Source organism: Streptomyces sp. NPDC050263 (assembly GCF_040655955.1).
Classification (GTDB): Bacteria; Actinomycetota; Actinomycetes; order Streptomycetales; family Streptomycetaceae; genus Streptomyces.
This window is the reverse complement of sequence record NZ_JBFAKW010000131.1, coordinates 1-26617: the sequence shown is the minus strand read 5'-3', so window position 1 is coordinate 26617 and position 26617 is coordinate 1. Positions and strand designations below refer to the sequence as shown.

General features: G+C 73.4%; 20 protein-coding genes and 1 pseudogene. 11 read left to right on the top strand and 10 right to left on the bottom strand.

Annotated features, from left to right (window positions below):
* Window positions 1-153 precede the first annotated feature (153 nt).
* Together AB0J04_RS37750 and AB0J04_RS37745 are read left to right on the top strand one after the other, a co-directional pair.
* Window positions 154-2409, top strand: coding sequence for a tetratricopeptide repeat protein (locus tag AB0J04_RS37750; RefSeq protein WP_363173144.1), 2256 nt, complete (start codon window positions 154-156; stop codon window positions 2407-2409).
* A 324-nt stretch (window positions 2410-2733) separates the two neighbouring features.
* Window positions 2734-3717 (top strand): helix-turn-helix domain-containing protein, encoded by a 984-nt coding sequence (locus tag AB0J04_RS37745; RefSeq protein WP_363173143.1) that lies wholly within the window; start codon window positions 2734-2736, stop codon window positions 3715-3717.
* Window positions 3718-3768: 51 nt separating this feature from the next.
* Here AB0J04_RS37745 and AB0J04_RS37740 read toward each other — a convergent pair whose 3' ends face one another.
* From AB0J04_RS37740 to AB0J04_RS37730, 3 genes are all read right to left on the bottom strand, one after another.
* On the bottom strand, window positions 3769-4170 hold the full coding sequence (locus tag AB0J04_RS37740) for a hypothetical protein (RefSeq protein ID WP_363173142.1): 402 nt from the start codon (window positions 4168-4170) through the stop codon (window positions 3769-3771).
* A gap of 64 nt (window positions 4171-4234) precedes the next feature.
* Window positions 4235-4843, bottom strand: coding sequence for a flavin reductase family protein (locus AB0J04_RS37735; protein WP_363173141.1), 609 nt, complete (start codon window positions 4841-4843; stop codon window positions 4235-4237).
* A 51-nt stretch (window positions 4844-4894) separates the two neighbouring features.
* Window positions 4895-5611: an ANTAR domain-containing protein gene (locus AB0J04_RS37730; protein WP_363173140.1), complete on the bottom strand. Its 717-nt coding sequence runs from the start codon at window positions 5609-5611 to the stop codon at window positions 4895-4897.
* 126 nt (window positions 5612-5737) lie between these two features.
* On the opposite strand from AB0J04_RS37730, the gene AB0J04_RS37725 reads away from it, so the two are divergent.
* The 3 genes from AB0J04_RS37725 (at window position 5738) to AB0J04_RS37715 (ending at window position 9361) form a co-directional block, all read left to right on the top strand.
* On the top strand, window positions 5738-6085 hold the full coding sequence (locus tag AB0J04_RS37725; protein ID WP_363173139.1) for a helix-turn-helix domain-containing protein: 348 nt from the start codon (window positions 5738-5740) through the stop codon (window positions 6083-6085).
* Window positions 6086-6307: 222 nt separating this feature from the next.
* Window positions 6308-8074 carry an NlpC/P60 family protein gene (locus AB0J04_RS37720; protein WP_363173138.1) on the top strand — a complete coding sequence of 589 codons (1767 nt, stop codon included), beginning with the start codon at window positions 6308-6310 and terminating at the stop codon, window positions 8072-8074.
* Window positions 8075-8176: 102 nt separating this feature from the next.
* Window positions 8177-9361, top strand: coding sequence for a cytochrome P450 (locus tag AB0J04_RS37715; RefSeq protein WP_363173137.1), 1185 nt, complete (start codon window positions 8177-8179; stop codon window positions 9359-9361).
* Between the two features lie 23 nt (window positions 9362-9384).
* Here AB0J04_RS37715 and AB0J04_RS37710 read toward each other — a convergent pair whose 3' ends face one another.
* Window positions 9385-9558, bottom strand: coding sequence for a hypothetical protein (locus tag AB0J04_RS37710; protein WP_363173136.1), 174 nt, complete (start codon window positions 9556-9558; stop codon window positions 9385-9387).
* Between the two features lie 124 nt (window positions 9559-9682).
* On the opposite strand from AB0J04_RS37710, the gene AB0J04_RS37705 reads away from it, so the two are divergent.
* Window positions 9683-10318: a class I SAM-dependent methyltransferase gene (locus AB0J04_RS37705; protein ID WP_363173135.1), complete on the top strand. Its 636-nt coding sequence runs from the start codon at window positions 9683-9685 to the stop codon at window positions 10316-10318.
* A 22-nt stretch (window positions 10319-10340) separates the two neighbouring features.
* Here the strand turns inward: AB0J04_RS37705 and AB0J04_RS37700 are convergent, their stop codons facing one another.
* The 5 genes from AB0J04_RS37700 to AB0J04_RS37680 all read right to left on the bottom strand — a co-directional run bounded on the left by AB0J04_RS37700 (window position 10341) and on the right by AB0J04_RS37680 (window position 17203).
* Window positions 10341-10913, bottom strand: coding sequence for a phosphatase PAP2 family protein (locus AB0J04_RS37700; RefSeq protein WP_363173134.1), 573 nt, complete (start codon window positions 10911-10913; stop codon window positions 10341-10343).
* Window positions 10906-12207, bottom strand: a complete 1302-nt coding sequence (locus tag AB0J04_RS37695) for a diacylglycerol kinase family protein (protein ID WP_363173147.1) — start codon at window positions 12205-12207, stop codon at window positions 10906-10908. Before AB0J04_RS37695 ends, AB0J04_RS37700 begins: the two co-directional genes overlap by 8 nt.
* A gap of 149 nt (window positions 12208-12356) precedes the next feature.
* Window positions 12357-14099: a hypothetical protein gene (locus tag AB0J04_RS37690; protein ID WP_363173133.1), complete on the bottom strand. Its 1743-nt coding sequence runs from the start codon at window positions 14097-14099 to the stop codon at window positions 12357-12359.
* A gap of 166 nt (window positions 14100-14265) precedes the next feature.
* On the bottom strand, window positions 14266-16263 hold the full coding sequence (locus AB0J04_RS37685; protein WP_363173146.1) for a DUF1996 domain-containing protein: 1998 nt from the start codon (window positions 16261-16263) through the stop codon (window positions 14266-14268).
* A gap of 193 nt (window positions 16264-16456) precedes the next feature.
* Complete coding sequence (locus AB0J04_RS37680; protein WP_363173145.1) at window positions 16457-17203, bottom strand: hypothetical protein; 747 nt, start codon at window positions 17201-17203, stop codon at window positions 16457-16459.
* A 194-nt stretch (window positions 17204-17397) separates the two neighbouring features.
* Between AB0J04_RS37680 and AB0J04_RS37675 the strand changes: the two genes are divergently transcribed.
* Window positions 17398-17835, top strand: coding sequence for a cupin domain-containing protein (locus AB0J04_RS37675; RefSeq protein ID WP_363173131.1), 438 nt, complete (start codon window positions 17398-17400; stop codon window positions 17833-17835).
* A gap of 32 nt (window positions 17836-17867) precedes the next feature.
* On the opposite strand, the pseudogene AB0J04_RS37670 reads toward AB0J04_RS37675, so the two are convergent.
* Window positions 17868-18653 (bottom strand): annotated as a pseudogene (locus tag AB0J04_RS37670) (alkaline phosphatase family protein).
* Between the two features lie 197 nt (window positions 18654-18850).
* Here AB0J04_RS37670 and AB0J04_RS37665 point away from each other — a divergent pair.
* The 4 genes from AB0J04_RS37665 to AB0J04_RS37650 all read left to right on the top strand — a co-directional run bounded on the left by AB0J04_RS37665 (window position 18851) and on the right by AB0J04_RS37650 (window position 26471).
* A complete protein-coding gene (locus AB0J04_RS37665; protein ID WP_363173130.1) occupies window positions 18851-19516 on the top strand; it encodes a lipoprotein in 666 nt (221 codons plus the stop codon).
* Between the two features lie 102 nt (window positions 19517-19618).
* Window positions 19619-22201, top strand: a complete 2583-nt coding sequence (locus AB0J04_RS37660; RefSeq protein ID WP_363173128.1) for a SpoIIE family protein phosphatase — start codon at window positions 19619-19621, stop codon at window positions 22199-22201.
* Window positions 22202-22242: 41 nt separating this feature from the next.
* Window positions 22243-24939 carry a SpoIIE family protein phosphatase gene (locus AB0J04_RS37655; protein ID WP_363173127.1) on the top strand — a complete coding sequence of 899 codons (2697 nt, stop codon included), beginning with the start codon at window positions 22243-22245 and terminating at the stop codon, window positions 24937-24939.
* 167 nt (window positions 24940-25106) lie between these two features.
* A complete protein-coding gene (locus AB0J04_RS37650) occupies window positions 25107-26471 on the top strand; it encodes an FAD-dependent oxidoreductase (RefSeq protein WP_363173126.1) in 1365 nt (454 codons plus the stop codon).
* Window positions 26472-26617: the final 146 nt, after the last annotated feature.

Below are 26617 nucleotides of genomic sequence, written 5' to 3'. Positions count from 1 at the left end.
AGTACGTCCAGTACGAGGACTTCCGGCCGGCACACCGAGAGCACGCACCGGACGCCGCTCCTTGACGGGCAAACGTTGCCTGCCGCGGCACTAGAATTCGGATGATCATGCTCGGGGGCGACGGCGGGGGCATGTCGGAGCGAAGGGGCGGGGTTGAGCGGGGAGCGGACGGCGTTCGGGGCGCTGCTGCGGGAGTTGCGGCTGTCCGCGTCGCAGACCATCGAGGGTCTGGCGGAGGCGTCGGGCGTGAGCGTGCGGGGCATCGGGGATCTGGAGCGGGGACGGCGGGCGGCTCCCCAGCGGCGGACCGTCGCCGCGCTCGCTGACGGTCTGGGCCTGGACGAGGCCCTGCGGCAGCGGCTGCTGACGGCGGCCCGGGCCGGGCGCGCCGGGGGCTACAGCCCGGTGGGCGTTCGGGCGTTTCCGCGGGGCGTGGACGACTTCGTGGGCCGGGAACGGGAGTTGGCGCGGCTGACGGAGCTCGCGGCGCACGAGGCCGGGGCCCAGCCGGTGGTGGTGGCGGTGTGCGGTCCGCCGGGCACGGGCAAGACGACGCTGGCGCTGCACGCGGCCCGGGATCTCGCGGACCGTTTCCCGGACGGGCAGCTGGTCCTGGACCTGCGCGGCACGGACGACGATCCGCCCGGTCCCGCCGAACTCGTGCTCAACGTGCTGAAGGCCCTTCAGGTGGCCGACCGGGACCTGGCGCAGGCCGGGCCGTCCAGTCATCCCGCGCTGTACCGGCGGCTGTTGGCGGAGCGGCGCTGTCTGCTGGTCCTGGACAACGCCCGTGACGAGAGCCAGGTGCGCCCGCTGCTGCCGGCCGCGGGCGCGGGCATGGTCGTGGTGACGAGCCGGCGGATGCTGACCGGCCTGGACAGCGTGCACCGGTTGCCGCTCGGGGAACTGGACCCCGCGGAGGCGGCCGGGTTCCTGACCTCACTCGTCGGAGCCGATCGCGCCGCCGCCGATCCGGCCGCCCTCGCCGATGTCGCCGAGCGCTGCGGTCAGCTGCCGCTCGCGTTACGGGTGGCGGGCAACTGGCTGGCCACCCGCACCGGCTGGACCGTCCGCCGGCTCGCGGACCGGCTCGCCGTCGAGGACCGTCGGCTGGACGCGCTGGCCGCCGGGGACCTGCGGGTGGCCGCCGCGTTCGACCTGTCCTACCGTCAGCTGACGCCCGCCGCCGCCCGGCTGTTCCGGCGTCTCGCCCTGGTCCCCGGCCCGGACGTCGGCGCGGCCTGCGCCGCCCGGCTGACCGGTCAGCCGCTGTTCGACGCCGAGGACGCGCTGGAGGAACTGGTCGAGACCGGGCTGCTGGGTGCGCCGGGAGACCGGTACCGGCTCCACGACCTGCTGCGGCTCTACGCCCGGAGCCGGCTCGAGGCCGAGGAGTCCCCGCAGGACGCCGACCTGGCCCGGGCGGCGCTGTACCGCTGGCTGCTGGAGACCACGGTCGTGGCCGGCCGCTGGTTCGAACCGGACCACGGCAGCCCGCCGCCGAGCTGGCAGGGCACGGTCGATCTGTCGAGCGCGGACCGGGCGCGCGGATGGCTCCAGGCGGAGGGCGTCAACTGGCTCGCCGCCCTGCGCGCCGCCGCGGCCACCGGTGAGCACACGGCCGTGGTGGAGGTGGCCGAGGCCCTGCACTGGTTCTCCGACCAGTGGATCTTCTGGGGACACTGGCCCGAGGTGTTCGGCACCGCCGCCCGCAGCGCGCGGGCGCTGGGCGACGCGGCCCTGGAGGCGACGCACCTCAACTATCACGCATGGGCGCTGCTGACCTGCGAGGGCCGCCCGCACGACAGTCTCGACCGCTCCGCCGAGGCCCTCGCCGCCGCGCTGCGCGCCGCCGACACCCGGCAGCAGGCCTGGGCCCACCTCTATCGCGCGTGGGCGCTGCGCCGGCTCGGCGACCATCTGCCGGCCGCCGACCACATGCACCGCGCGGCCCCGTTGTTCGAGGCCGCCGGTGATCTGCCGGGCAGCCTCCAGGCCCGGCACGGGCAGGCCACGGTGCTCCAGGACTGCGGCGACCCCGGGAAGGCGCTCGTCGCCTACCGCGAGACGTTGGCCTTCGTGGACCGGGCCGGCGACCGGCTGCCGTCGCACATCGCGGACTTCTCCCGGGGCCAGCTCCACTCGGGCATGGGCTCCTGCCACGCCCTGCTGGGGCGGTGGGCGGAGGCCGTCGACGACTTCGACACCTCTCTGGCGATCTCGCGGGAGAGCGGCAACACGGCCATGGAGAGCCGCCAGCTCGTCGACCTGGGCAACGCGCTGCTGTCCGCCGGACGGCCGACGGAGGCCCGCGAGGCCTTCGCCCGCTGTGTCTCCCTCGGTCTCGACGCCGACCCGCAGCGCGTCGCCGAGGCACGCGGCGTCCTCGCCCGTCTCGACGCGCCCTGAACCTCGCCCGCCCGTCCCCGGGGCGCCGCACCACGGGGAGGGCGGCGGGACGGTGACGGGCTCGCGTCATCGACGGGCGAGGCTCCCTCGCCGTGCCCCCATCCTGTCCCGCGGAATCCCCCGCGTCTTGTCCCACAGTGCACCGTGCTGTTCCCTCAGCGCACAGCGGTGCACTGCGCAGGGCCGGGCGGGCGCCGTCCGCGTTTCTGCCTGCTTCCTGCCTGGAGACCGCCGGAGCCGGCTGGTTGGCTGGTGACGGCGGGAGGACCGGGCCGCTGTCCGATGCCTCTCCGCCGGTTTCGCACAGCTGGAGAGGAGAGCCAGGTGGCTCTGGTGGTGACGACTGCTTCGGTTCCCGAGCGAGAGAGACTCGCGTACTGGCAGGACGCACTGGGCAGAGCGCTGGTGCCGATGACCGTCACCGCGCGGGGCGACGGCCCGTTCGAGGGCCGGGTCTCCACCGAGCGGCTGGGCTACCTGCGCATCTCCACGGTCGAGGCCGACGGACACCGCCTGAGCCGCACCCCGGCCCAGGTCGCCGAGGCCGCCGCCGCGGCCACCGCCGGGGGCTGCGTGGCGGTCTGCGTCCAGACCACGGGCACCGCCACGTTGATCCAGGACGGCCGCCGCGCCTTCGTCGACGAAGGCGACCTCGTCGTCTACGACACCGCGCGGCCGTATTCGCTGGACTTTCCGCAGCGCTTCTCCGCCCACGTCGTGCACATGCCCCGCCGGGCGGTGGGGCTGCCCGTCGCGGACCTGCGGCAGGTGACCGGGACCGCGATCGCCGCGGCCGAGGGTTTCAGCGCCCTGCTGGTGAACTTCGTGACCTCGCTGACCTCCTCGGTCCCACCCTGCTCCCCGGCCGTGGCCGCCAGGCTGGCCACGGGCGTCGTGGACCTCTTCGCCACGCTGGTCGACCAGCGCAGCGGGCGGGCCACGGTGCGGGAGCGGAGCCCGGGCGACCACCATGTGCTGCGCGTCCGCGACCACATCGACCGCAACCTCGGCGATCCGGATCTCTCCCCGCAGACCGTGGCGGCGGCGCACCACATCTCGGTGCGCTATCTCCACCGGCTGTTCGAGGGCGAGGGCGTCACGGTCGCCCGGCTGATCCAACAGCGCCGTCTGGAGCGCTGCGCGCGCGAACTGGCCCGGTCCGACGCCGTGGCTCCCACGGTGTCGGCGGTGGCGCAGCGCTGGGGCTTCGCCAACCCGGCCCACTTCAGCCGCGTCTTCCGCGCCGCCTACGGGCTCTCCCCGCGCCAGTGGCGCGAGTCGCGGCACGATCTGCTGCCGACCGGCTGAGGACCGCGGTCGGGGCGAGCGGTCGGGGCGAGCGGCGAGGTCGGCTCGAGGTCACGTCGAGGAGCGGTCCCGGCTCGCGGTCCACGCGTAGAGCAGGGCCGCCCCGGCGATCGTGGCCGCCGCCGGACCGGCCGCGCGGACGCCGCCGCGGGCGCGCCAGGACAGCACCGAATCGATCGAGTGGGCGGACAGCGCCGATCTGGCGCTGAGCCAGGAGCCCACGGAGACGAAGGACACGGCGGAACCGACGGACCCCACGGACAGGAAGCTGCCGACGGAGGCGACGGACAGCGAGCTGCCCACGGAGCCGATCGAGAGGAACGAGTCGACCGAGGCGATCGACAGCGCCGAGTTCTTCGACCACAGCGAACGCCAGGAGCCGTCGGCACGGTCCACGCCGGTCGCGCAGCGGGAGCCGCTGGAGCCGTCACGCTTCGTCACGGATCTCGTCATGTTCCGATCATAGAGCCGGACGGCCGGACCGGGCAGGACGTCCGGCGGTCCTGACGTCCGGCGGTCAGGAGGTCGGCCGGTCTCGGTAGGCGACGCGGGCCAGATCGCGGATCTCCCCGACGGTGCCCCACTCGTTGCCGCCGAGCCGGGACAGGGGCCGCAGCCGCCGGATGTCGGGGTGGCCGTCGACGAGGACGTCCTCGCGTACGGCGGCGTGCACGACCTCGCCGAGGACGAGCGTGGAGTTGCCGATGCCCACCGTCGAGTGCAGTCGGCACTCCAGGGCCACGGGCGAGGCGGCCACGCGGGGCGGTTTCACGCGCAGCGAGGGCTCCTGCTCGATGGCGACCGCGTCGAACTCGCCCTCGTGCGCGGGGAAGGGGGTGGCGGTGGCGTTGATCTGCTCGAAGAGCTCCTCCGGCGCGAGGTTGACCACGAACTCGCCGGTGGCCTCGACGTTGCGCAACGAGTCCTTGCGTCCGACGGAGGTGAACTGGACGATCGGCGGGTCGGTGCAGGCGACGGTGAAGAGCGAGTGCGGGGCCAGGTTGGCGGTCGTGCCGTCGGCCGCCAGGGTCGACACCCAGGCGATCGGGCGGGGCACGACGACGGCGGTGAGCAGCCGGTAGAAGGCGCCCGCGCCGAGGGCCCCGGGATCGTAGTCGATACGCATGTCGGCCAGTTCTACCCGACACGGTCCCCGGCAGCGGAGCCGGGCCGCGGCTCAGTCCGGCGCGGCCTCCGCCCTGACCTTGGCCACCGCCGCGGCCACCTGTTCCTGGACGTCGTCCGTCGGCGGCGCGCCCCGCACGGCCAGGACCAGGTCCCGGGCTAGGTGGTGCAGCTTGACGTTGGTGTTCTGCGAGGTCAGGACGAGCACCCGCCAGGCCTCCCCGACGCTCAGGCCGAACGACGCCATGAGGATGCCGCGGGCCAGGTCGATCACCGGGCGGGTCTGCATGGCGCGCCGCAGTTGGACGACCTCGATGCGCAGGTCGTCCAGGGCGCTGCCGTCCGGGGTCTGGGCCGGTGTGCCGTCGAGACAGGGGGCGTCGAACAGCGCGCCGGTGCCGGTCAGGGCCAGCAGCCGTTCGACCGCGGGACCGGCCGAGCGCACGGCGAGCGTCTTTCCCTGTTTCAGGCCCTGCGCGCGCAGGTCTAGCAGCACGTTGAGCGTGGAGCAGTCGCAGAACGCGACACCGTCGAGCTCCAGATCGACGCCGCCGACCGCTCCGCCGAGCGCCGCACGCAGCGCGTGCTCCAGCCGGCCGGCCGAGTCGAGGTCCAGCTCGCCCCGTACCGCCACGACGACCCGATCGCCGTCGGCACGGACACCGATCACGGGCCCGGTGGCCGGCCCGACGGGGCGCGCTCCGCTCGCCTCCGGTCCGACGCGGCCATCGCCGCCTCCGGCGTTCGCGTCATGAGCAGGTTCCGGCATGACCGCCTCCCCCGGTCACTCGACACATCACCTCAAGACTCACCCCCGGTCCGTCATACGTCAACCGATACATGAAACGAAGTTCCGACCTTTGAAGACGTGAAAGTCCGGACGTACTATCACCCCATGGAGGGAGTTCCCGAATCACACAACGGATGGACGTTCCTGACCAACCACGCACGCGTGCTCGCGGTCATCGCGGACGACCACAGCGCCCGCATCCGGGACATCGCCGCGCACTGCCGGCTCACCGAACGGGCCGTCCAGAAGATCATCACCGACCTGGAGCGGGACGGCTATCTGTCCCACATCAGGGAGGGCCGCGGCAACACCTACCGGATCGAGCCAGGCAAGGTGCTGCGCCATCCCGCCGAGGCGGGACTCAGCGTGGCGTCACTGCTCTCGCTGCTCGCCCAGGACGAGGCGGGCCGCGTCGGGCACTCCGAAACCGAGGCGCGCGACCGCAGGTCATGACGGCGGTTCGCCGACGCGGTCCATGACGGCGAGAGACGAAGGTCACGAATACGTATCGGACATTTGGCCCTTCAATCTTCACACCAGTCACACATGTTGGCTAGGTTGACGCCTAGCCGTTTCGACTGCCCTTCGGGGCACGGGGCTTGGGGCACCCGCACCAGGGGTCGCCCGGATTCCGCCGCCGACTGGCGGGCGGAGCACGGAAGGAGTACGTCTTCCATGGCGACGGATCGCAGCCCGCGTTCCCCAGGCAGCAGCGACGAGCCGAGCCGGGCGGAGATCCAACAGCGGGTCAGTTCCCTCTACGACCGCGCCGAAACCGACACGGGCACCTACAACGCCACGCGCGCCGCGTCGAGTCGCTCGCGCAAGGGCGGCTCCGGCGGGCGCGGGACGGACGACCAGTCGCTCGAAATGGTGGCCAGGCAGTGGTTCGACTCGGCGCGCAGCAAGGTCGGTCCGATCACGCCCGCGGTGCTGCCGGCCGATCGTCAGCCCGCGCGGCCGGCCCGGGCCGAACGCCCGGCGAAGGCCCCGGAGCGCCCGGCCGAGAGCGCCGTGGTACGGGAGTTGGAAGCCGCCACCCGACGGACTCCCGAGCTGACCGGCCGCGCCGTCGCCGCGCTGCCCGCCGTGCCCGAGCAGCGCCGGGAGGAGCCCAAGGCCCTGGCCCCGGCCGCACTCGCCCTCCCCGCTGCGCCCTCCGCGCCCGCATCCCCGGCCTCGCCCGCCTCCGCTCCCGCGAACCGGCAGGCCGCGCTCAAGAACACCAAGGAGCAGAACGGCCGGAAGCTCGCCACAGCCCGGGAGGTACTGGCCCGCGCCCTCGCACAGCCGATGCAGCCCCAGGCCATGGCGACCCAGGCCATGCCGGCCCCGGCCATGGCGACCCAGACCATGCAGCCTCAGGCCATGGCGACCCAGGCCATGCAGCCCCAGCCGATGCCGACCCAGGCCATGCAGTCGGTGCCCGCGTCGGCCATGCCCACGGCCGTCCTGCCGGTGGTCGAGGCGCGGCCGGCCGAGCCGCAGCCGGTCCAGCAGCCCTGGGACACGGCGGAACAGCAGGCGTTCCGGGCGGAGATCACGGCCGCGTGGGCCGGACGGCCGACCGCCGCCGCTCCCGGCACAGCCGCCCCGGCCGGCCCGGAGAGCCTCCTGTCCACCGGTGAACTCGGCTTCGCCGCACCCGCGTCGGGCTTCGCGACACCCGACGTCGCGGTCCCCGCGCCCGTTCCCGACTACCGTGCGCCGGAACCCGGCTTCGGCACCCCGCCGTTCGGCCTGCCGATACCCGAACTCGGCCTGGCCGCACCGGGGATCGCCTTCCCTCCGTCCGGTTACCAGCCGTCCGAACTCGACGGCTTCACACCGCCCTCCGCCTTCGCGGCAGCGCCCACCGGATACGCGTCCGGCTACCAGACGTCCGAACTCGGCGTCATGGCACCGGCGTCGGACCTCCTGACGAACGGCGCCGGTTTCCAGGCCGTTCCCGTTCTCCCCGAGCCCGTCCTCCAGGCCGCCGCTCCTCAAGCGGTCGCCCCCCAAGCCGCCGCCCCCCAGGCCACCGCTCCCCCGGTCGCCGTCCCCACCGACGTCACCGCCGGCACGACCGGCACCGCGTACCTCGGGAAGGCGGACAAGGCGCTCGCCTTCGCCCGCGCCCAGATCGGGCGGCCGTGCGTGTGGGGAGCGACGGGGCCGGAGTCCTACGACTGCTCCAGCCTCACGCAGGCCGCCTGGAAGGCCGCCGGGGTGTCCCTGCCGCGGGCCGCCATCGACCAGGCACGGGACTTCACCCGGGTCAGCCTGGCCGATCTGCGCCCCGGCGACCTCGTCTTCTTCTTCGACGACCTCAGCCACACCGGACTGTGCACGGGCAACGGCATGATGATCCACGCGCCGGGCCCCGGCTCGTACATCCGCGAGGAGGCGATCCTCCCGTTCGGCGAGGGCGCGCTGCGGGGCGCCGTCCGCCCCCTGTGAGGGCGCACGCCGACAGGGCCGCGCGTGGCCGGTTTTGGCGCATCGCCGGAACGGGCGTCGCAGGGAGACTGGCGTCCGGTGCTGCGAAGCGGAGGACGCCCGATGGGGGACGCGCGGGAGAGCGTGCGAAAGGTCGAGCGCGGACCCGCCCGGCCGGGATGCCCGGTGCGCCGCGGCGCGGACGGGACCTGGGAGGTGCGGGGCTACGCGGCCGCCCGTGAAGTGCTGCGCGGCGCGGAGACGGTGCAGGCCGGTCTCGGGATAGAGACGGTCGAGAAACTGCCGTCCCGCATCCGTCGGCCCGTGCTCTACCAGGACGGCCCCGGGCACCGCGAGCAGCGGCGGCAGACCGCCCGGTTCTTCACGCCCCGGCACGTGGACGAGCACTACCGCGAGCTGATGACGCGCGTCGCCGAGGAGCAGGTGGCGGTGGTCCGGGCCGCCGGTACGGCGCAACTGTCCGATCTGAGCTTCACCATGGCGATCGAGGTGGTGAGCGACATCCTCGGGCTGACGCACAGCCGTCCCGGGCTGAAGTCCAGGCTGGAGCGGTTCTTCCCCGAGGAGTTCGGGCAGCCGGGGCTGACCAGCCTGCGGGGCCTGTACTGGCTGGTGCGCCAGAACTCCAACTGGCTGCGCATCCACCTCGCCGACGTCCGCCCCGCGATCCGTGCGCACCGCCGCCGGGAGCGGGACGACCTGATCTCGCATCTGCTGGCCGAGGGGTGCTCGGACGCGGAGATCCTCGGCGAGTGCCTGACGTACGCGGCGGCGGGCATGGTCACCACGCGCGAGTTCATCTGTGTCGCCGCCTGGCATCTGTTCGACGATCCGCGGCTGCTGGAGCGGTACCGCTCGGCCGAGGAGCCGGAGCGGCTGGAGCTGCTCCGGGAGATCCTGCGGCTGGAGCCCGTCGTCGGACGCCTGTCCCGGCGGGCCACCGCGCCGCTGCGGGTCGGGGAGGAGTCGGTCGGCGCCGGTGAGCTGATCACCGTCTTCGTGGACGAGGCCAACGCCGACCCGGAGGTGGTGGGCCGCGCCCCGGGCCGCCTGCGTCCGGGGCGGGTGCTCACGCAGGGTGCGGGGGCGGCCGGGCTCGCGTTCGGGGACGGCGCTCATCGCTGCCCCGGCGCCGGGGTCGCCGTCCTGGAGGCGGACGTCCTGCTGAGCCGGCTCTTCGCGCTCGACGGTCTGCGGATGGTCGGCCGGCCGCGGGTCTCGTTCAAGGACGAGATCGGCGGCTACGAGATCCGGAACCTGACGGTGACCACGGCCGCGCCGGGGTGAGCGGCCAAGGCGTGTCGACTCAGTCAGCGCGACGCGGAGTCCGTGCGCGGCTGAGCCCTTCTGGCGTTGTTGTAGGCGCGCAGGAGGAGTTTGGAGACGGCGCAGGGCGATCGGTCGAAGTGGCACTGTCGGCACGCGCGTGCGTGCTCCTCGTAGGCGGTACGGGCCTCTTGCAGGGCATCCTCGGGCGAGGGCATGGGGGTCCTCCGAACGGAACGACGATTGACCGGGGCTTTGCTACTCACCAGTAGGGCCCGTCAAGAGGATTTGACCATGTTACTCACGGTAGCGGAAAATGCGATTTCCACTGAGGAGGCCGGTGTGACGAGCGAGGACGACAGGCAGCGCGCGGCGCGGGTGTTCGACGCGCTGGGGCCCGTGTACGAGAAGGCGTTCGCGCACTCCGAGACGCATCACAGGTCCCTGGAGTGGCTGCTCGGGCGGCTCGCGCCGGGCAGTTCCGTGCTGGACGTCGGCAGCGGGACCGGGCGGCCGACGGCCGCGACCCTGGCGGGCGCGGGCCACGACGTACTGGGCGTCGACGTCTCCCCCGTGATGGTCGACCTCGCCGCACGCCAGGTGCCCGAGGCCGCCTTCCGCTGCGTCGACGTGCGTGAACTCCCGCTGGAGGCGGGCTCGTTGGACGCGGTCTGCGTGTACTTCTCGCTGCTCCAGATGGAGCGGGCGCAGCAGAGCGAGGTGATCGGCGGGCTGGCGCGGGCGCTGCGGCCGGGGGGCAGTCTCGCGCTCGCCACCGTGCCGTTGGACGTGGAGGGCGTCGACGCGGTGTTCATGGGGCAGCCCGTGCGGGTCACGAGCTTCGCCGGCCCGGATCTCGTCGACGTGGTGACCGCAGCCGGTCTGACCGTGCTGGCCGAGGAGAACGTGCTGTTCACCCCCGACCATCCCGAGGCCGTGCCCGAGCCGCAGGTCTTCCTCCACTGCGGCAGGGAGTAGCACGGCAGGCAGGAGGGGCAGCTCAGCCCTCGTTGCGGGCGGCGAGCGCCAGGACCAGGGCCGCCGAGCCCGTGCCCAGCAGCGCGCCGGCCACGACGTCGCCCGGGTAGTGCACGCCCGTGTGGATCCGCGAGTAGCCCACCGCGCAGGCCAGCAGGCCCAGCGGGACCGCGGTGACCGGCAGGGTCGGGCCGACCGCGGCGGCGAAGGCGACGGCCGAGGCGGTGTGCCCGGAGGGGAACGACGCGGACTGCGGCATCGGCACATGCCGCCCCGGGAACGGCGAGTCCTCGGCGCGGTGCGGCCGCGGCCGGCGTACGAGCTGCTTGCCCAGCAGGTTGGCGGTCGCGGAGGCGATGCCGATGGCCGCGACGCCCATGGCGGCGGCGCGGCGCTGGCGGCCGCCGCGCACGGCGAGCGCGGCGGCGACCGCGAAGGACAGCTTGGAGTGGTCGGCGGCCGCGGACAACCGGCGCAACGCGGTGTCCAGGGTCGGCGTCCTGGTCACGCTGACCGCCTCGTACAGCGCCTGGTCCAGGGTGGCGAGGTCACCGACCAGGCGCAGGGTGGGGAGCTTCGGGCGGCGGTCAGACATCGTAGGCCTCCTTGATCGTGCGGGGGTCGTGATGGCCGAGCGCGAGGCGGAAGACGCGCCGCCAGTCGACCGTGGGGGGCGCGTAGGCGGCGCCCGGGCGGTGCCGGGGCACCCGGACCCGCAGCGCGGCGGGCCGTACCGTGCACACGACGGGGGCGGTCAGTTCGAGCGCCTCGCCGTCGACGGCCACCGCGATGCGCTCCCGGTCGGCCTCGACGACGACGCTCCGGGAGGTCACCGAGGTGATGCTGCCCGCGCGCTCGCCGAGCAGGGCGAGTTCCGCGGCCTGGGCCGCGCCCTCCACCCGGATGCCGATCACGCCGAGCAGTCCGGCGTCCAGCCGGGGGCGACGGCCGCCGCCGAGCGGGTCGGCGCGGGCGTAGGCGTTGTTGCTGACCAGAAGCGCCTGCGGCGCGTGCACACGGGCGTCGTCCGTGCGGACGTCCAGCGTCGGGCCGGAACCGCCGAGGAGCAGGTCGGGCAGGTGGTCGAGGGCGGTGGCGGCCTTGGCGTCGCGGTACTCGGGGCTCTGCACTATCTCCGCGTACGCGCCGAAGGAGACGGTGTTGACGAAGGCCCGGCCGCCGACGTCGCCGAGGTCCACCCGCAGTTCGACGCCGTTGGTGAGGGCGTCCAGGCTGCGCACGGGGTCGGTGCGGTCGAGGCCGAGGTCCATGGCGAAGTGGTTGCGGGTGCCCGCGGCGACGACCAGGAAGGGCACGTCGTGCTCGGCGGCCACGGCCGCGACCAGTGCCTGGGTGCCGTCGCCGCCCGCGACGCCGATCAGGTCCGCGCCCTCGGCGATGGCCTTGCGGGCCTCCGCCGCCGGGTCGGTGTACGTGTCGTCGGTGCCGAGCAGGATCACCCGGGCGCCGAGCGCCTCGGCGTGCGCGACGAGGCCGTGTTTGCCGACCTTGCCGCCGCCCGACCGTACGTTCATGATCAGGACCGGCCGGCTCGGCGGCATGGTCTTGCGGCCGTGCGTGCCCTTGGGGCGGCGCACGCTGCGCAGCGAGGCCCGGGCCGAGGCCAGGGCGCCCGCCCACAGCGCGATCGCGCCCACCGCGACCGGCCACAGGCCGGAGGTCGCGTACAGCGCCAGCACGCCCACGGGCGCGGTGACGGCGACCAGGCCGCCGACCAGCCGGGGCCCGCCCCGGTGCGCCAGCATCCACCAGACTCCCGCCCCCGCCAGGGCGAGCAGGGCGCACCCGGCGAGCAGGATCAGCCAGCCGCCGGAACCGGCGCCCGCCACGACCACCGCGACGCAGCCGGCGACCAGCACCAGCGCGATCCGGGCCCAGCCCCGCGCGCGGGCGACGGCGTCCAGCTGCGCCGGGCGCAGATGCGGCAGCGCCCATTTCGTCCTACGTGTCTCGTTCACCGTGCGCCCGCCATGCTCCGAGGCTCCCTGTCGTGCGTCTGAAGCGCCAACGATCTCCGTCAATTGTCCATGCCGCAGCACCCTGACGTGACCACGCCCGCGCCATCCGCGGTCGCGTCGACGACGGCGTCGAGGCGGCAGAAGCAGGAGGCCCGGACGGGTACGTCGGCCAGCGCGGCCGCGAACTTGAGCTGCTGGGCCACGATCCGCGCCTCCGCGTCCCTGCCCAGCCGGACCAGGCACTCGTGGAAGCCGTGCAGCGACCAGACGTTGCCCGGGTGCTGGGACGGGCGGGGCAGTGTGTCGTCCAGTCCGAGATCGGCGCGGTACACCGCCTCGGCCTCCGCGATCCGGCCCTGCTCCAGCAGCAGCGCGCCGTAGGCGTGCCGGGTGGGCTGCATCCAGCCCCAGGGCTCGTCGTAGGGGAGGGCGTCGTCCAGTGCGATGGACCGCTCCAGGGCGGCGAAGGCGAGGTCGTGGTTGCCCTTGCGGTACTCCAGTTCGCCCTCGAGCATCGCGGACGCGATCGCGAGGACGTCCTGGCAGGTGTTGTTGAAGAGCATGCGGGTCTCGGGCACGCGGTCGACCGCCGCGTGGAACAGGACGCGTTCGGCCTCGGCCTCGGGGACCCGGCCGGTGGCCGAGAGGGCCACGCAGCGGGCGTAGTGGAGCATCGCGGTGGTCACGCTGCACAGGACCGGGTCGGCGGGCGGCGGCACGTCGAGGACGTCCTGCCAGCGGCCGAAGCGGATCAGCACATGGAACCGCATGGTGAGGAACGCTTCCAGCCAGTCGGCCATGGGCGGGCTCGGCACACGCAGGAGTTCCTCCGGGATGGAGGCTTCCAGGAGTTCCACGGTCTCCAGGGCGGTCCCGAACTGGCCGAGGAACATCGCGCCGTAGATCTTGAAGTGGTAGTCGTGCGACCGGTAGAGGGTGTAGAAGTTCATGCTTCCGGACCGTGCCCGGTACTTCTCGTCGGCGGCGATCGCGGCGGTGTTGTCCGCGACGACGCGCCGGTAGTCGCCGCACAGCACGTCCAGATGCGAGGGCATGTGCTGGAGGTGCCCGGCGTCGGGCACCAGGCCGCGCAGCCGGTCGGCGACCTGGAGAGCGGCCTCCGGGGTGGGCGACATCTCCATGAGGTGGATGTAGAAGTGCAGGACCCCGGGGTGCCGGGCCGCGGCCGGGTCGGCGAGCGCGCGGTCGAGCACCGCCTTCGCCTCCCGGGTGCGGGCGCCCTCGGCGGGCTCGCCGGTGCGCAGGTCCCACAGCTGCCAGGGGGTGAGGTTCATCAGGGCGTCGGCGTACAGGGCGGCGACGTCGAGATCGTCGGGGGCGAGTTCGTGGACGGCCCGCATGGCGTCGGCGTAGGGCTCGTTCCACGCCGCGCAGTCCTCGGCGGGGCGGGTCTGCGGGAAGCGGGCGCGCAACGCGCCGATCAGAGCCCGTTCGACGGGGGTGGCGGCCGTGGCCTTCTCGTGGGCGCGCTCGACCGCGGCGTGCGTACGGGCGACGGTCGTCGTCAGGTCCTCCTCGTCGAAGAACTCCCACGGTTTGTTGTAGTTGGGGCCGAGGGCGTAGGCGATGCCCCAGTGCGCCATGGCGCAGTCGGGGTCGGCGCGGACGGCGGCCTCGAAGCAGCCGACCGCCTCCTCGTGGTGGAAGGCGTACGACCACACCAGTCCGCGGTCGAACCACAGTTGGGCCTCGGGGGACGAGGTCGTCACGGACCGGCCGTGACCGCCGAGGTCGTAGTACTCCCCCAGGTGTTCGCCGGTACGCTCCCCGCTGTCTTTCATGGGTCTCCCGTCGTCGCGCGCTGTTCGAGTCGAGCGACGTATACCGCGTGCTGCGGCGTCGGGGCGGTCTCTTGCGCGCGGGAGCACCCGTACGGGGCGGGGACGGCGCGGACGAGGGGCCCGCCGGCGGTGCGGCGGGCCCCTCGTCCGTTGTCCTGGCCGGAGCTCAGTTGCCTCGGGTGCTGCGGCGCAGGACCACGAAGCCGCCGATCACCAGCAGCGCGCCGAGAGCGCCGGGCCACAGGTTGGCGCCCGTCTCGGCGAGGCCGCCCTGGACCGCCTGCGGTTCGGTTCCGCCGGGGAGGGTCCCGGTGCCCGTGTCGGCCGGCGGCGTTGTCTGCGCCGGAGTGGACACCGGGGTGGACACGGTCGGCGGAGCGGTCGCGGGCGTGCCGATCTCGCCGCCCGACGCGCCCGATCCGGCGGCGGGCGCCGAAGTGGCCGCCTTGGGCGACGGCTTGGTGTCGACGGTGGGCCCGCCGGCGCCGGGGACACCGCCGTCACCGGCGTTGCCCGTGTTGGGCTCGGTGTCGACGGGGTCGGTGGTCGCGGGTGCGGTGGTGGCGGGGTCGGTGGTGGCGGGTGCGGTGGTCGCGGGCTCGCTCGCGGGCGCCTCGGGGCTCTGGGACGGCTGCTGGCCACCGTCGTCCGAACCGTTGTCGTCGCCGTCGCCGCCGCCGCCGTTGTCGCCGCCGTTGCCGCCGTTGTCGCCGTTGCCGTTGTCGCCGCCGTTGCCGCCGTCGCCCGCGCCCGCTCCGCAGGTGCGGCCCTCGTTGATGCAGTCGACCATCTGCCGCATCAGCTTCTCGTCGAAGACGTTGATGAAGTCGCCGTGGTCCGTCACCGGCTTGTGCAGCTGCTCGGGGAACGAGTCCACCGCGAACAGCGGAGTGGTCTTCCCGCCGTCGTTCAGGCTCGGCGCGTCGACGTCGTACACGATGCGCTGCACCAGTTGCGGAACGGCCTCGAAGCCGGCCGGGCAGGTGCCGTCGGCGGCGGCGAAGGCCACGTGGGTGCGGTGGTTGGCGCTGTCGATGTTGGCGCCGTCCCAGCAGCTCTGGAAGCGGAAGGTGCGCACCACGTCGCTGCCGGCCGGGCACAGCGGGTACTTGTCCTTGAGCTGACGGTCCTCGAACCCGGTGCAGCTCCAGGACGCGTTGGCGTTGGCCGTGCCGTTGACGAAGGCCTTGGCGTCACCGGTGATGACGCGCAGCAGCCGGGGCATCTCGGTCACCTTGGAGCGCGGATTGCCGACGAAGGTCAGCGTGACCTGCTTGGCCGTGACGATCTCGCCCGCGTTGCCCTCGACACCGCCGCCGGGGCTGTTCGCGTCCTGCTCCTGGGTGCCGTTCTGGAGGCGCAGGACGGGCCAGTAGTAGGTGGACTTGTCGCCCTGGTCGACACAGCTCGTCTCGGCCTTCGCGAGGTCGTCGTCGGAGGCGAAGGCGTTGTTGGACTGGTTGCCGATGTAGTCGTGGAAGTGGTGGGCGCCGTTGGTGACACCCGGTGCGACGATCACGTTGTCGGAGTTGAACAGCCCGTTGGCGTTGACTCCGCAGCTGGTCACGAAGGTGCCGCGGGAGGGGCCCGAGCGGGGATCGGGGAGCTGCTGGGTGGCCGGGGCGGTCTTGATGTCGACGTAGTCCCCGGCGACGGGACCGTTGCCGGCCTGGCCGCCGTTGCCCTGCTGGCCGTTCTGACCGGACTCCTGAGCCGAGCCCTGTTCCTGGCCTGCGTTCTGCCCCTGCTGCCCGTCCTGCTCCGGCTGCCCGTCCTGCTCCGGCTGCTTCTGCTCCTCGGTGATGCGCAGAGAGCAGGCGGCCAGGGCGTCCACGCCGTCCGGGCGGTCGCCGTCGCGGTCGATGGCCTCGGCGATACGGCCGATCGTCGCGCCCCGCTTCTCCTTCAGCGGATTCATCACCGCGTTGTCGGCGAAGCCGGGGTCCTGCCGTACCGCCTGCGCCTGGCTCTGCAGTTGCCGGTAGGCGGCGGCAATCTGTTCGTCCAGGAGCGCGAGTTCACGGTCGACCTCGGGCTTGGCGCCCTCGGGAACGCTGGTGAGGCTGTTGCCGACGTCGGGACAGTCGATGGTGACCGAGCCCCCTCCGGTCAGCTCCACCGCCTCGCCGTTGGAGGTGGCCGAGGCGTAGACGTTCGCCGCCATCAGCCCGCCGCCGCCGAGAATCAGGGCGACCGCAGCGAAGGTCGCCCGCCGCCCGCCCGTCTGGCGTCTGCGTCTGTTCTGTACCAAGGAGTGCTCCTACGCGTCGTCGGCGGCCACGGACATGAGATCCCCCGGCCCCATACGCAACCGGATGCGGGAGTGTTCAACCGCCGCACGAATTCATAGCAACATCTCAGGCGAGCACCGTGCCCAGCCCCTCCGAAGCGGCCGTGACCTGGCTCTTGCGGCGGGCGCGTTCGTGCAGCAGACCCATGACGACGGCGGCGGCCACCGCGATCAGATGCTCGCGGCCGGCGAGGTTGGGCCTGGCGACGGACTCCAGGACCATCGAGCCGCCGGTGAGCGTGAACACGATGGGCGCGCGGCGGACGACCGCCAGGTACGTGAAGAGGCCGACGACCGCGGCGGACGGCCCGGTGTCCAGCACCCGGCCGGCCTCGGGCGGCAGTCCGAGACCCCACCAGCCGGGCCCCATCGCCAGCATCACCCGCACGGTGAGCGTGCCGGCCAGGGTGGACGCGTAGGCGATCAGCAGGGTCCGGCGGCGGCCCAGGGCCAGCTCGGCCAGGGCGAAGGCGAGGAAAAGCTGGGTGAGGCCCGCCCACACCGGCAGATCGAGGGCCGGGACGTAGAGGGAGACCGGGGTGCGCAGCAGCGCCAGCCACAGCGGCAGGTCGCCCTGGACCCCGCCGAGGATCCGCACCGTCGCCGCGCCGGCGGGGTGCTGGGCGATGGCATGGAAGAAGATCACGCCCGCACAGGCCACGAACGCCAGCAGCAGCGCCCCGGGCCCGCGTCGGCGCAGTTGCCGCAGCGGATCGACGACGATGCCGTCCCACTCGTCCCGCAGCGTCCGCCCGACGAACGCGGCCAGGCGCACCGGTGCCGCGGCACGGCTGTGGCGAGGCTCGTGCTCCACGCGGTCGTCGTGCGGCCGCTCCACTTCCGGACGCAGGATGCTCAAGGTCCACCCCAAACACTCGTCGCACGAGGTTTCGTACGAGTCACGTCCAGGAAGACGCGAAGACGGCCCGGCAGGATCATTCGTCCCGCAGGTCGGCTGCCTGACTCCCGGTCACGCCGCTGTAACTCAAGTGGGTTAGTGTCACCTCTGTGGAACGCACTGACCAGCGGAACATGACCCCGGCCAGGTTACGTCGCACAGCCGGACCGGCCACCGTCGAGCCCGTGCCGGCCCTGCTCGCCGACGGCGTCCTCACCGAAGAACTCGCCCTGGCCATGCCCGAGGGCGCCCGGGTCGCGGTGGCGAACTACACGATTCCGCCGGGCGGTTCGCTGCCCTGGCACTACCACGAGGGCCGGGTCGTCGCCGTGGTGACGGCCGGCGTGCTGACCCGGACCCTGGCGGACGGCTCCGAGTGTGTGACGCCGGCCGGCGGGTGCATCGTCGAGCCGGTGGGGCCGCGGGGTGTGCACATGGCGGAGAACCGGGAGCCGGACCCCCTGCACATCATCGCCCTGTTCTTCCTCGCGCAGGGCAGTCCGATGTCTACGCGCGCAGAACCCCCCGAGGCGGTCGCGTACGGCTGACCGGAGCCGGAGGATCAGCGTTGCGGCCAGGATCAGCGTTGCGGCCGGCGGCCCGTCTCCCGGGCCGGGAACATCTGCTCGGCGCCCGGCAAGGTGGGCTTGGGCAGGGTGGCGACCTCCGCCCGCGCCTTCAGCAGCTGTTCCACCGTGTCGTCGGGCAGCACCGGCGCGGGCTGGCGACCGCGAAGCGGAAGGCGGAGGTGAGGTCGCCGAAGGCGTCCCGCCGCCAGGCGCTGACGTTGGGCTCCTCGACCCCGGTGAGCCGCTCCAGGGACCGCAGGGTCGAGGTGTGGTCGAAGGCCTCGGTGGCCACCCAGCCGCCGACGGTCCAGGGCGGGACGACGATCGCGGGCACCCGGAAGCCGCCCCCGACGAACTCGCCGGCGTGCCGACGGGCGGGGTCGGCGGCGGCACACGGTCGAACAGGCCGTTCCAGACGTCGTGCTGCACCGACCAGGAGCGGCCGGTGGACGGGATGGCCTGGGCGCTGGATGTGTGGGTGTCCAGGTGGAAGGCAGCAGGTAGCCCTTCGGGTTCTCGGCGTCGGGCTGGTAGAAGACGGAGCGTCCGGTGCCGAGGGTGAGCGCGTCGGGGTCGGCGAAGCCGCGCACCCCGGACAGGGTGCCGAAGCAGTGGTCGAACGACCGGTCTCCTGCATCAGCAGGACGACGTGTTCGACGTCGGCGAGCGAGCCGCGGCGCGGCGGTCCGGCCGCGACGGCCCCGCTGCACGCTCGGCGGGAGCAGGGTGAGGGCCGCGGCGGCTCCCGGCGCGCCGGCGGCCGAGCCCAGGAGCCTGCGACGGGTCAGTGCGGCCAGGCGCGGTGTGCCCCTCTGATCGGCGCGGTCCGACTCGTGCCGCGATGCGTTCCCGGGCCGCGCACGGATCTGACGGCACGTCGCTCTTCCGCGGCGAATCTCGGTGGCGAGGGCCATGACCTCCTCGGTTACAGTGCCCCGCCGGCATCGCGCCGGCGTCGAGAGGAGACACAGCGGTGCGCTTTGGGGTGGGGAACGTGGGGAACGTCGGGCGGGGGCTGACGCTGGCAGCCCTGTTGACCGGGCTGGTCACGGGCTGCGGGGCCGACGACACCGGCTCGGACGCGGCGTCGGGGGCGTCGGCGAAGGCGTCCGCGAAGACGTCGGGGAAGGTCGCCAAGCGCGGCGGGTCCGTGGGGGCGACCGGCTCCGCCTGCGAGCTTCCGGTGAGCTTCGACATCGCCGAGTTCTGGAAGGCCGAGGCGGTCGACACCACGGAGGCGACCGCCGCCGGCGGCGACCTGGCCGAGTTCGCCGACCTGTTCGCCCGCCAGGGCCCGGTCACCATGGCCTGCGAGATCGACGCCAAGCCCGCGGGGAAGATCGGGTTCCTGAGGGTGTGGACCGGCAAGCCCGGCGACGCGGACGCGCGCTCCGTGCTGGAGGCCTTCGTCGCCGCCGAGCCGGAGGCGAGCGGAGCCAAGTACAGCACGGTCGAGGCGGGCGGCCTCACCGGCACGGAGGTCGAGTACGTGACCACGAGCAAGGTCATGGAGGAGTCGAAGACGGAGCACGCCCTCGCCGTCACGACGTCGGCGGGTCCCGTCGTCCTGCATCTGGGCGGTCTGGACACCGACGAGCATGACGCGATGCTCCCGGCGTACGAGCTCGCCAAGAGCACCCTGCGCGCCACCGCCGCCTGACCGGCCCGGGTCTCTGAGCCACCTGCCCGGATGCACATCCGGGCAGGTGTGGCGCATTCTTGCTGTGTGCACACGCGGCGGCGCACGGACGAGGTAGGGCCGATGACTGGGAGCGCCGGGGACGAGCGGAAGCCGTTCGGACCGCCGCCCGCGCTGCTGACCGAGGTCGTGGCGGACGCGCTGCGGGCGGCGGGCGGCAACGCCGGGGGCGTCTACCTGCGCTCGGGCACGTCCGGGCTGCTGCGCCTCGCGGTCCTGGCGGGGCTGCCCGGGAAGCTGTTCCGCCCCTGGTGGCGGCTGAACGTGGACCGGCCCTTCCCGGTGGCCGACGTGCACCGGACGGGCATCCCGGTGGTGCTGGCCAACGCCACGGAGAGCATGCGCCGCTATCCCCAGTTCGCGGCGGGGCTGCCCTTCCAGTTCGGTTCGCTCTACGTGCCCGTCGTGGCCGACGGCCGGGCGTTCGGGGTGATCACCGTCCTGCGCCCGGCGGCGGGCGACGCGGCGGAGATCCTGGCGGAGCGTGAGCGGCTGACGGCTGTCGCGGACACGCTGGGCGCGGCCCTGCTGCGGCTGGGGGCCGACGGCGGGGCCGTCACCTGGGACGACGAGCCGCTGTGCGTGCGGCCGCCGGTCGCGGGACCGGCCCCCGGGCGCGTCGGTCGCGTCTCGTGGGACCCGGCGACCGACGCCGTCACCGTGGACGAGCGGGCCCGCGCACTGTTCGGACTGCGCCCGGACGACGCCCACGGCACGCTGGACGCCCTGACCCGGGCCCTCGACCCGACGGACGCCCATCGGCTCGCCGGCCTGCTGCGCCGGACGGCCCAGGGGCGGCCCCCGCCGCTGCCGATCCAGCTGCGCACCGCCGAGGGCGCGCTGCGGCTGCTGGATCTGTGGGAGGCGACCGGCGCGGCGACGGACTCGGGACCCGGGCCGACGGGCGCCCCCGCCCCGCTCCGCCCTCTCGTCGGCGTGCTCCTGGACCCGGGCCCGGGCTCCCTCGCCGAGGGAGCCGCCGACCTCCTTCCGGTGGGCGTGTTCTGCCTCGACCGGCTGGGGATCGTCGTCTACGCCAATCCCCGGGCCGGGCATCTCCTGGGCGTGCCGCTGGACCGGCTGGTCGGCCGGCCGCTGTGGGAGGCCGTGCCGTTGCTGAACCAGCGCACCTACGAGGAGTACCTGCGCGCCGCCCTGCTGTCTCCGGAGCCCGCGCACTTCCATGTGCGGCTGCCCGCCGTCGCCGACCGGCCCGCCGTCCCGGCGGCGTACGAGGGCGACTGGCTGCGCATGTCCCTGTATCCCGGCGCGGATCTGGTCACCTGGACGGCGGTCCCGGCGAACCGGGTGCCGGACGACGCGGCTCCCGAGCCGGTGGACACGGACGACGTCCCGGTGCCGGGCGCCGCCGCCACCGCTCCCCTGTACCGGCCCATCGTGCTGGCCATCGCGCTGACGGAGGCGGTGACCGCCCGGCAGGTGTCGGCAGTGGTCATGCAGGAGCTGCTGCCCGCGTTCGGCGGCCGCATGCTGGCCATCTACCTGCTCCACGAGCGGCATCTGTACCTGGCGTGGGAGTCGGGCTTCCCCGAGGGCTTCCTGGCCCCCTTCGAAGGGGTCGGGCTGGACGCCCGACTGCCCGGCGTGGAGACGCTCACCACGGGACGGCCGCTCTTCTTCGACTCGATGCAGAAGCTGGCGGCCGCCTATCCGGGCATCGAGCTCGACGCCCCGGTGGGCGCCCGCGCCTTCCTCCCGCTGATCGCCTCGGGCCGCCCGGTCGGCTCGTGCATCCTCGGCTTCGACCGTCCGCGCGGCTTCAGCACCGAGGAACGCACCGTGCTGACCGCGCTCGCCGGGCTGATCGCCCACGCCATGGAGAAGGCCCAGCGCTATGACACCGAGGCCGCCCTCGCGCGCGGGCTTCAGCAGGCCCTCCTGCCCAGGCGGCTGTCGCAGCACCCGCGGGTGGAGACCGCCGGCCGCTATCTGCCGGGCACCAAGGGCATGGACGTGGGCGGCGACTGGTACGACGTCGTGGAGGCCGGGGACGGGCTGGCCCTGGTCATCGGGGACGTGCAGGGGCACGGGGTACAGGCGGCCGCCACGATGGGGCAGCTGCGCAGCGCGGTGCGGGCGTTCGCGCTCGGCGACCGGCCGCCGGAGGAGGTCATGGGCGGCACGAACCATCTCCTCATCGACCTGGACCCAGGTCAGTTCGCCAGCTGCTGCTACGTCCGGCTGGATCCGGCCACCGGTGTGGCCCGGGCGGCCCGCGCCGGGCACCTGCCGCCGCTGCTGCGCCGGCCCGACGGCCGCACCGAGGTCGTGGACCTGCCCGGCGGGGTCGTCCTCGGGGTGGATCCGCGCGCCCACTACCCGGTGACGGAGCTGCGGCTGGAGCCGGGCGCGATCCTCGCCCTGTACACGGACGGGCTGGTCGAGCGGCCGGGCCACGACATCGACGAGGGCATCACCGCCCTGCGCGAGGCGCTGGCCGCGGCCGACACTCCCCCGGGCCGTTCCCTCGGGGACGTCGCGGACCGGCTCACCGCGATGGCGCGGCAGACCGCGGACCGGCCCGACGACATCGCCCTGCTGCTGGCGACGCGGCGCGACGGCGACGCGGCTCCCCCATGGAGAGGACAGGGCAAGGGCGACGACGCGGCCCGTGCCCCTGTGTGACGCCTCTCGCCTCACGCGGCCGGGCAGTGTAGACATGGCACATGGTCCGACTCCTGGGGCGCTCGGATGCCCGGCCGGCCCGTCGTCCCCGGGGCCCGCGGGGGCGGCGCACGCCCGAGTCCGCGCTGGGCGGGCGCAGTCTCGCCGCGCAGGTGTTCGTCCTCCAGGTCGTCATCGTGCTGGTGCTGGTCGTGGCCGCCGTGGTGGCGCTGCTGCTCCAGGTGCGGCACGACACGACCCAGGAGGCCCGTAACCGCTCCCTCGCCGTCGCAGAGACGTTCGCCAACGCGCCGGGCATGGTCGAGGCGCTGGCGAGCCCGGATCCGACGGCGGTCCTCCAGCCCCGGGCGGAAGCCGCCCGCAAGGCCTCGGACATGGACTTCATCGTCGTCATGAACACCGACGGCATCCGCTACACCCACCCCAAGACCGACCGCATCGGCAAGAAGTTCGTCGGGAACATCCAGCCCGCGCTGGACGGCGGCGTCGTGGTCGAGGAGGTGAACGGGACCATCGGCAGGCTGGTCCAGGCCGTCGTGCCGGTGAAGGCGTCCGACGGGCGGGTGGTCGGGCTGGTGTCGTCCGGCATCACCACCGAGCACGTCGGCGGCACCGCCGACCGGCAGCTGCCGCTCGTCCTCGGCAGCGCCGCGGTGGCCCTCGCCCTGGCCACCTTGAGCACGGCGCTGGTCAGCCGCCGGCTGCTGCGCCAGACCCACGGTCTGGGACCGCGCGAGATGACCCGCATGTACGAGCACCACGACGCGGTGCTGCACGCCGTGCGGGAGGGCGTGATCATCGTCGGCGGCGAGGGCGACCTGCTGCTCGCCAACGACGAGGCGCAGCGGCTGCTCGACCTGCCCCCGGACGCCGAACGCCGGCAGGTCGTCGACCTGGGCCTCGACCAGGACACCGCCGAGCTGCTGGCCTCGGGGCGAATGGTCACGGACGAGGTGCATCTGGTCGGGGACCGGCTGCTCGCGATCAACCAGCGGCCCACCGACCTGGCGGGCGGACCGGCCGGCAGCGTCGCGACCCTGCGCGACTCCACCGAGCTGCGCGCCCTGTCGGGCCGGGCGGAGTCGGCTCGCGAGCGCCTCGACCTGCTGTACGCGGCCGGGGTGGGCATCGGGACGAGCCTGGACGTGACCCGGACCGCCGAGGAGCTGACCGAGCTGGCCGTGCCGAGGTTCGCGGACTTCGCGACCGTCGACCTGTTCGACGCCGTCCTGGACGGCGAGGAGCCGGAGGCGCGGGGCGCGCTGCGGCGCACGGCGATGAGCGGGATCCGCAAGGGCGCGCCGCTGTACGTGGTGGGCGAGCGGATGCGGTTCGTGGACTCCGCCCCGCAGGCCCGCAGTCTGCAGGGTGAGCGGGCCGTCCTGGAGGCCCGCCTCGCCGAGTCGTCGGGGTGGCGCGCGCAGGACCTCGAACGGACCGAGCAGGCCGTGGAGTTCGGCATCCACTCGCTGATCACCGTGCCCGTGCGGACCGGGTCGCTGATCCTGGGCGTGGTCAGTTTCTGGCGTTCGGAGCGGCCCGATCCCTTCGACCCGGACGAGGTGACGCTCGCGGAGGAGCTGGTGGCGCGCGCCGCGATCTCCATCGACAACGCGCGCCGCTTCACCCGCGAGCACGGCATGGCCGTCACGCTGCAACGGAGTCTGCTGCCCCGCAGCCTGCCCGCGCAGAACGCCCTGGACATCGCCTACCGCTATCTCCCGGCGCAGGCGGGCGTGGGCGGCGACTGGTTCGACGTGCTGCCGCTGTCGGGCACCCGGGTCGCCCTCGTCGTCGGTGACGTGGTGGGCCACGGACTGCACGCGGCGGCCACCATGGGCCGGCTGCGCACCGCGGTCCACAACTTCTCCGCGCTGGACCTGCCCCCCGAGGAACTCCTGGGGCTGCTGGACGAGTTGGTGGCGCGCATCGACCAGGACGAGGAGGACGACGGCGCGGGCGCGCCCGTCTCCGGGGCGACCTGTCTGTACGCCATCTACGACCCGGTCTCCCGGCGTTGCACGATCGCCCGGGCCGGCCATCCGCCGCCGGCGCTGGTCCATCCCGACGGCCGGGTCGAGTACCCCGACGTGCCCGCCGGGCTGCCGCTCGGGCTGGGCGGGCTGCCGTTCGAGACGGTGGAGCTGGAGCTGGCCGAGGGCAGCTCGCTGGTGCTGTACACCGACGGGCTGGTGGAGGACCGGGAGCGGGACATCGACACCGGCCTGGAGCTGCTGCGCACCGCCCTGGAGCGGGGCTCCGACGGCTCGCCCGCGCAGACCTGCCAGGCCGTCCTGGACGCCCTGCTGCCGCCCCGGCCGAGCGACGACATCGCGCTGATCGTCGCGCGGACCCGGGCGCTGGACGCCGACCGGGTCGCCGAGTGGGACGTGCCGGTGGAGCCGGCCGCGGTCGGCGAGGTGCGGGCGGCGGTGGCCCGGCAGCTGGCGCGCTGGGACCTGGAGGAGCTGTCCTTCACGACGGAACTGATCCTGAGCGAGCTGGTCACCAACGCGATCCGCTACGGCAGCGGGCCGGTGCGCGTCCGGCTGCTGCGCGACCGCACACTGATCTGCGAGGTCTGCGACGGCAGCAGCACCTCGCCGCATCTGCGGTACGCGGCCATGACCGACGAGGGCGGGCGCGGTCTGTTCCTGGTGGCGCAGCTCACGGACCGCTGGGGCACCCGCTACACCCCGACGGGCAAGGTCATCTGGGCCGAACAGCCGCTGCCCTGAGGCGGGTTGGCCCCTCCGTCCGACGGACGTGGTACCGGTCGGCCGACCCCGGACAGCTCATAAATGATGTTTATGAGCTCATAGACCGGACCCGCGTACCGGGTAAGGCTTGCCTTAGCTTAGGCTTCCCCCGAGTCGATCTGTCGTCACTCGAAGGGAACCTGATCATGCCCCGCCCCCTGCGGGTAGCCATTGTCGGAGCCGGCCCCGCCGGGATCTACGCCGCCGACGCGCTGCTCAAGTCCGATGTGGCCGCCGAGCCCGGTGTCTCCATCGACCTCTTCGAGCGCATGCCGGCCCCGTTCGGCCTGATCCGCTACGGCGTCGCCCCGGACCACCCGCGCATCAAGGGCATCATCACGGCCCTGCACCAGGTCCTCGACAAGCCGCAGATCCGTCTCTTCGGCAACGTCGACTACCCGACCGACATCAGCCTGGACGATCTGCGCGCCTTCTACGACGCCGTGATCTTCTCGACCGGCGCGACGGCCGACCGCGAGATGGCGATACCCGGCATCGACCTCGACGGCTCCTACGGCGCCGCCGACTTCGTCTCCTGGTACGACGGCCACCCGGACGTGCCGCGCACCTGGCCGCTGGAGGCCGAGAAGGTCGCGGTCCTGGGCGTCGGCAACGTCGCGCTCGACGTGGCCCGCGTCCTGGCCAAGACGGCGGACGAACTGCTGCCGACCGAGATCCCGGCCAACGTCCACGAGGGCCTGAAGGCCAACAAGGCGCTGGAGGTGCACGTCTTCGGCCGCCGCGGCCCGGCGCAGGCGAAGTTCTCGCCGATGGAGCTGCGGGAGCTGGACCACTCCCCGAACATCGAGGTCGTCGTCGACCCCGAGGACATCGACTACGACGACGGCTCGATCGCGACGCGGCGCGGCAACAAGCAGGCCGACATGGTCGCCAAGACGCTGGAGAACTGGGCGATCCGCGACGTCGGCGACCGCCCGCACAAGCTGTTCCTGCACTTCTTCGAGTCGCCCGCCGAGATCCTCGGCGAGGACGGCAAGGTCGTCGGCCTGCGCACCGAGCGCACCGCGCTGGACGGCACCGGCAACGTCAAGGGCACCGGCGAGTTCAAGGACTGGGACGTCACGGCGATCTACCGCGCCGTCGGCTACCTCTCCGACAGGCTGCCCAAGCTGCCCTGGGACCTCGACTCGGGCACGGTCCCGGACGAGGGCGGCCGGGTCATCCAGGAGAGCGGCGAGCACCTCCAGTCCACGTACGTCACGGGCTGGATCCGGCGCGGCCCGGTCGGCCTGATCGGCCACACCAAGGGCGACGCCAACGAGACGGTGTCGAACCTCCTGGCCGACCATGCGAACGGCCGTCTGCACACGCCGGCCTCGCCCGAACCGCAGGCCGTGGACGCGTTCCTCGCCGAGCGCGAGGTCCGCTTCACCACCTGGGAGGGCTGGTACAAGCTGGACGCCGCCGAGAAGGCGCTGGGCGAGCCGCAGGGCCGCGAGCGCGTGAAGATCGTCGAGCGCGAGGACATGCTGCGCGAGAGCGGCGCGTAACCAGCGCTGGGGGCTCGGAAAAGGCCTCGGCCCGCCGAGCCCCCGACTGTTACGACGTGGTGTACGACAGTGATCGCGGTCTGAGCCGGAACGCAGAGTGAGCCGCACGGGTTGGTGTTGTTGTGACGCAATACCTGGCCCGTACG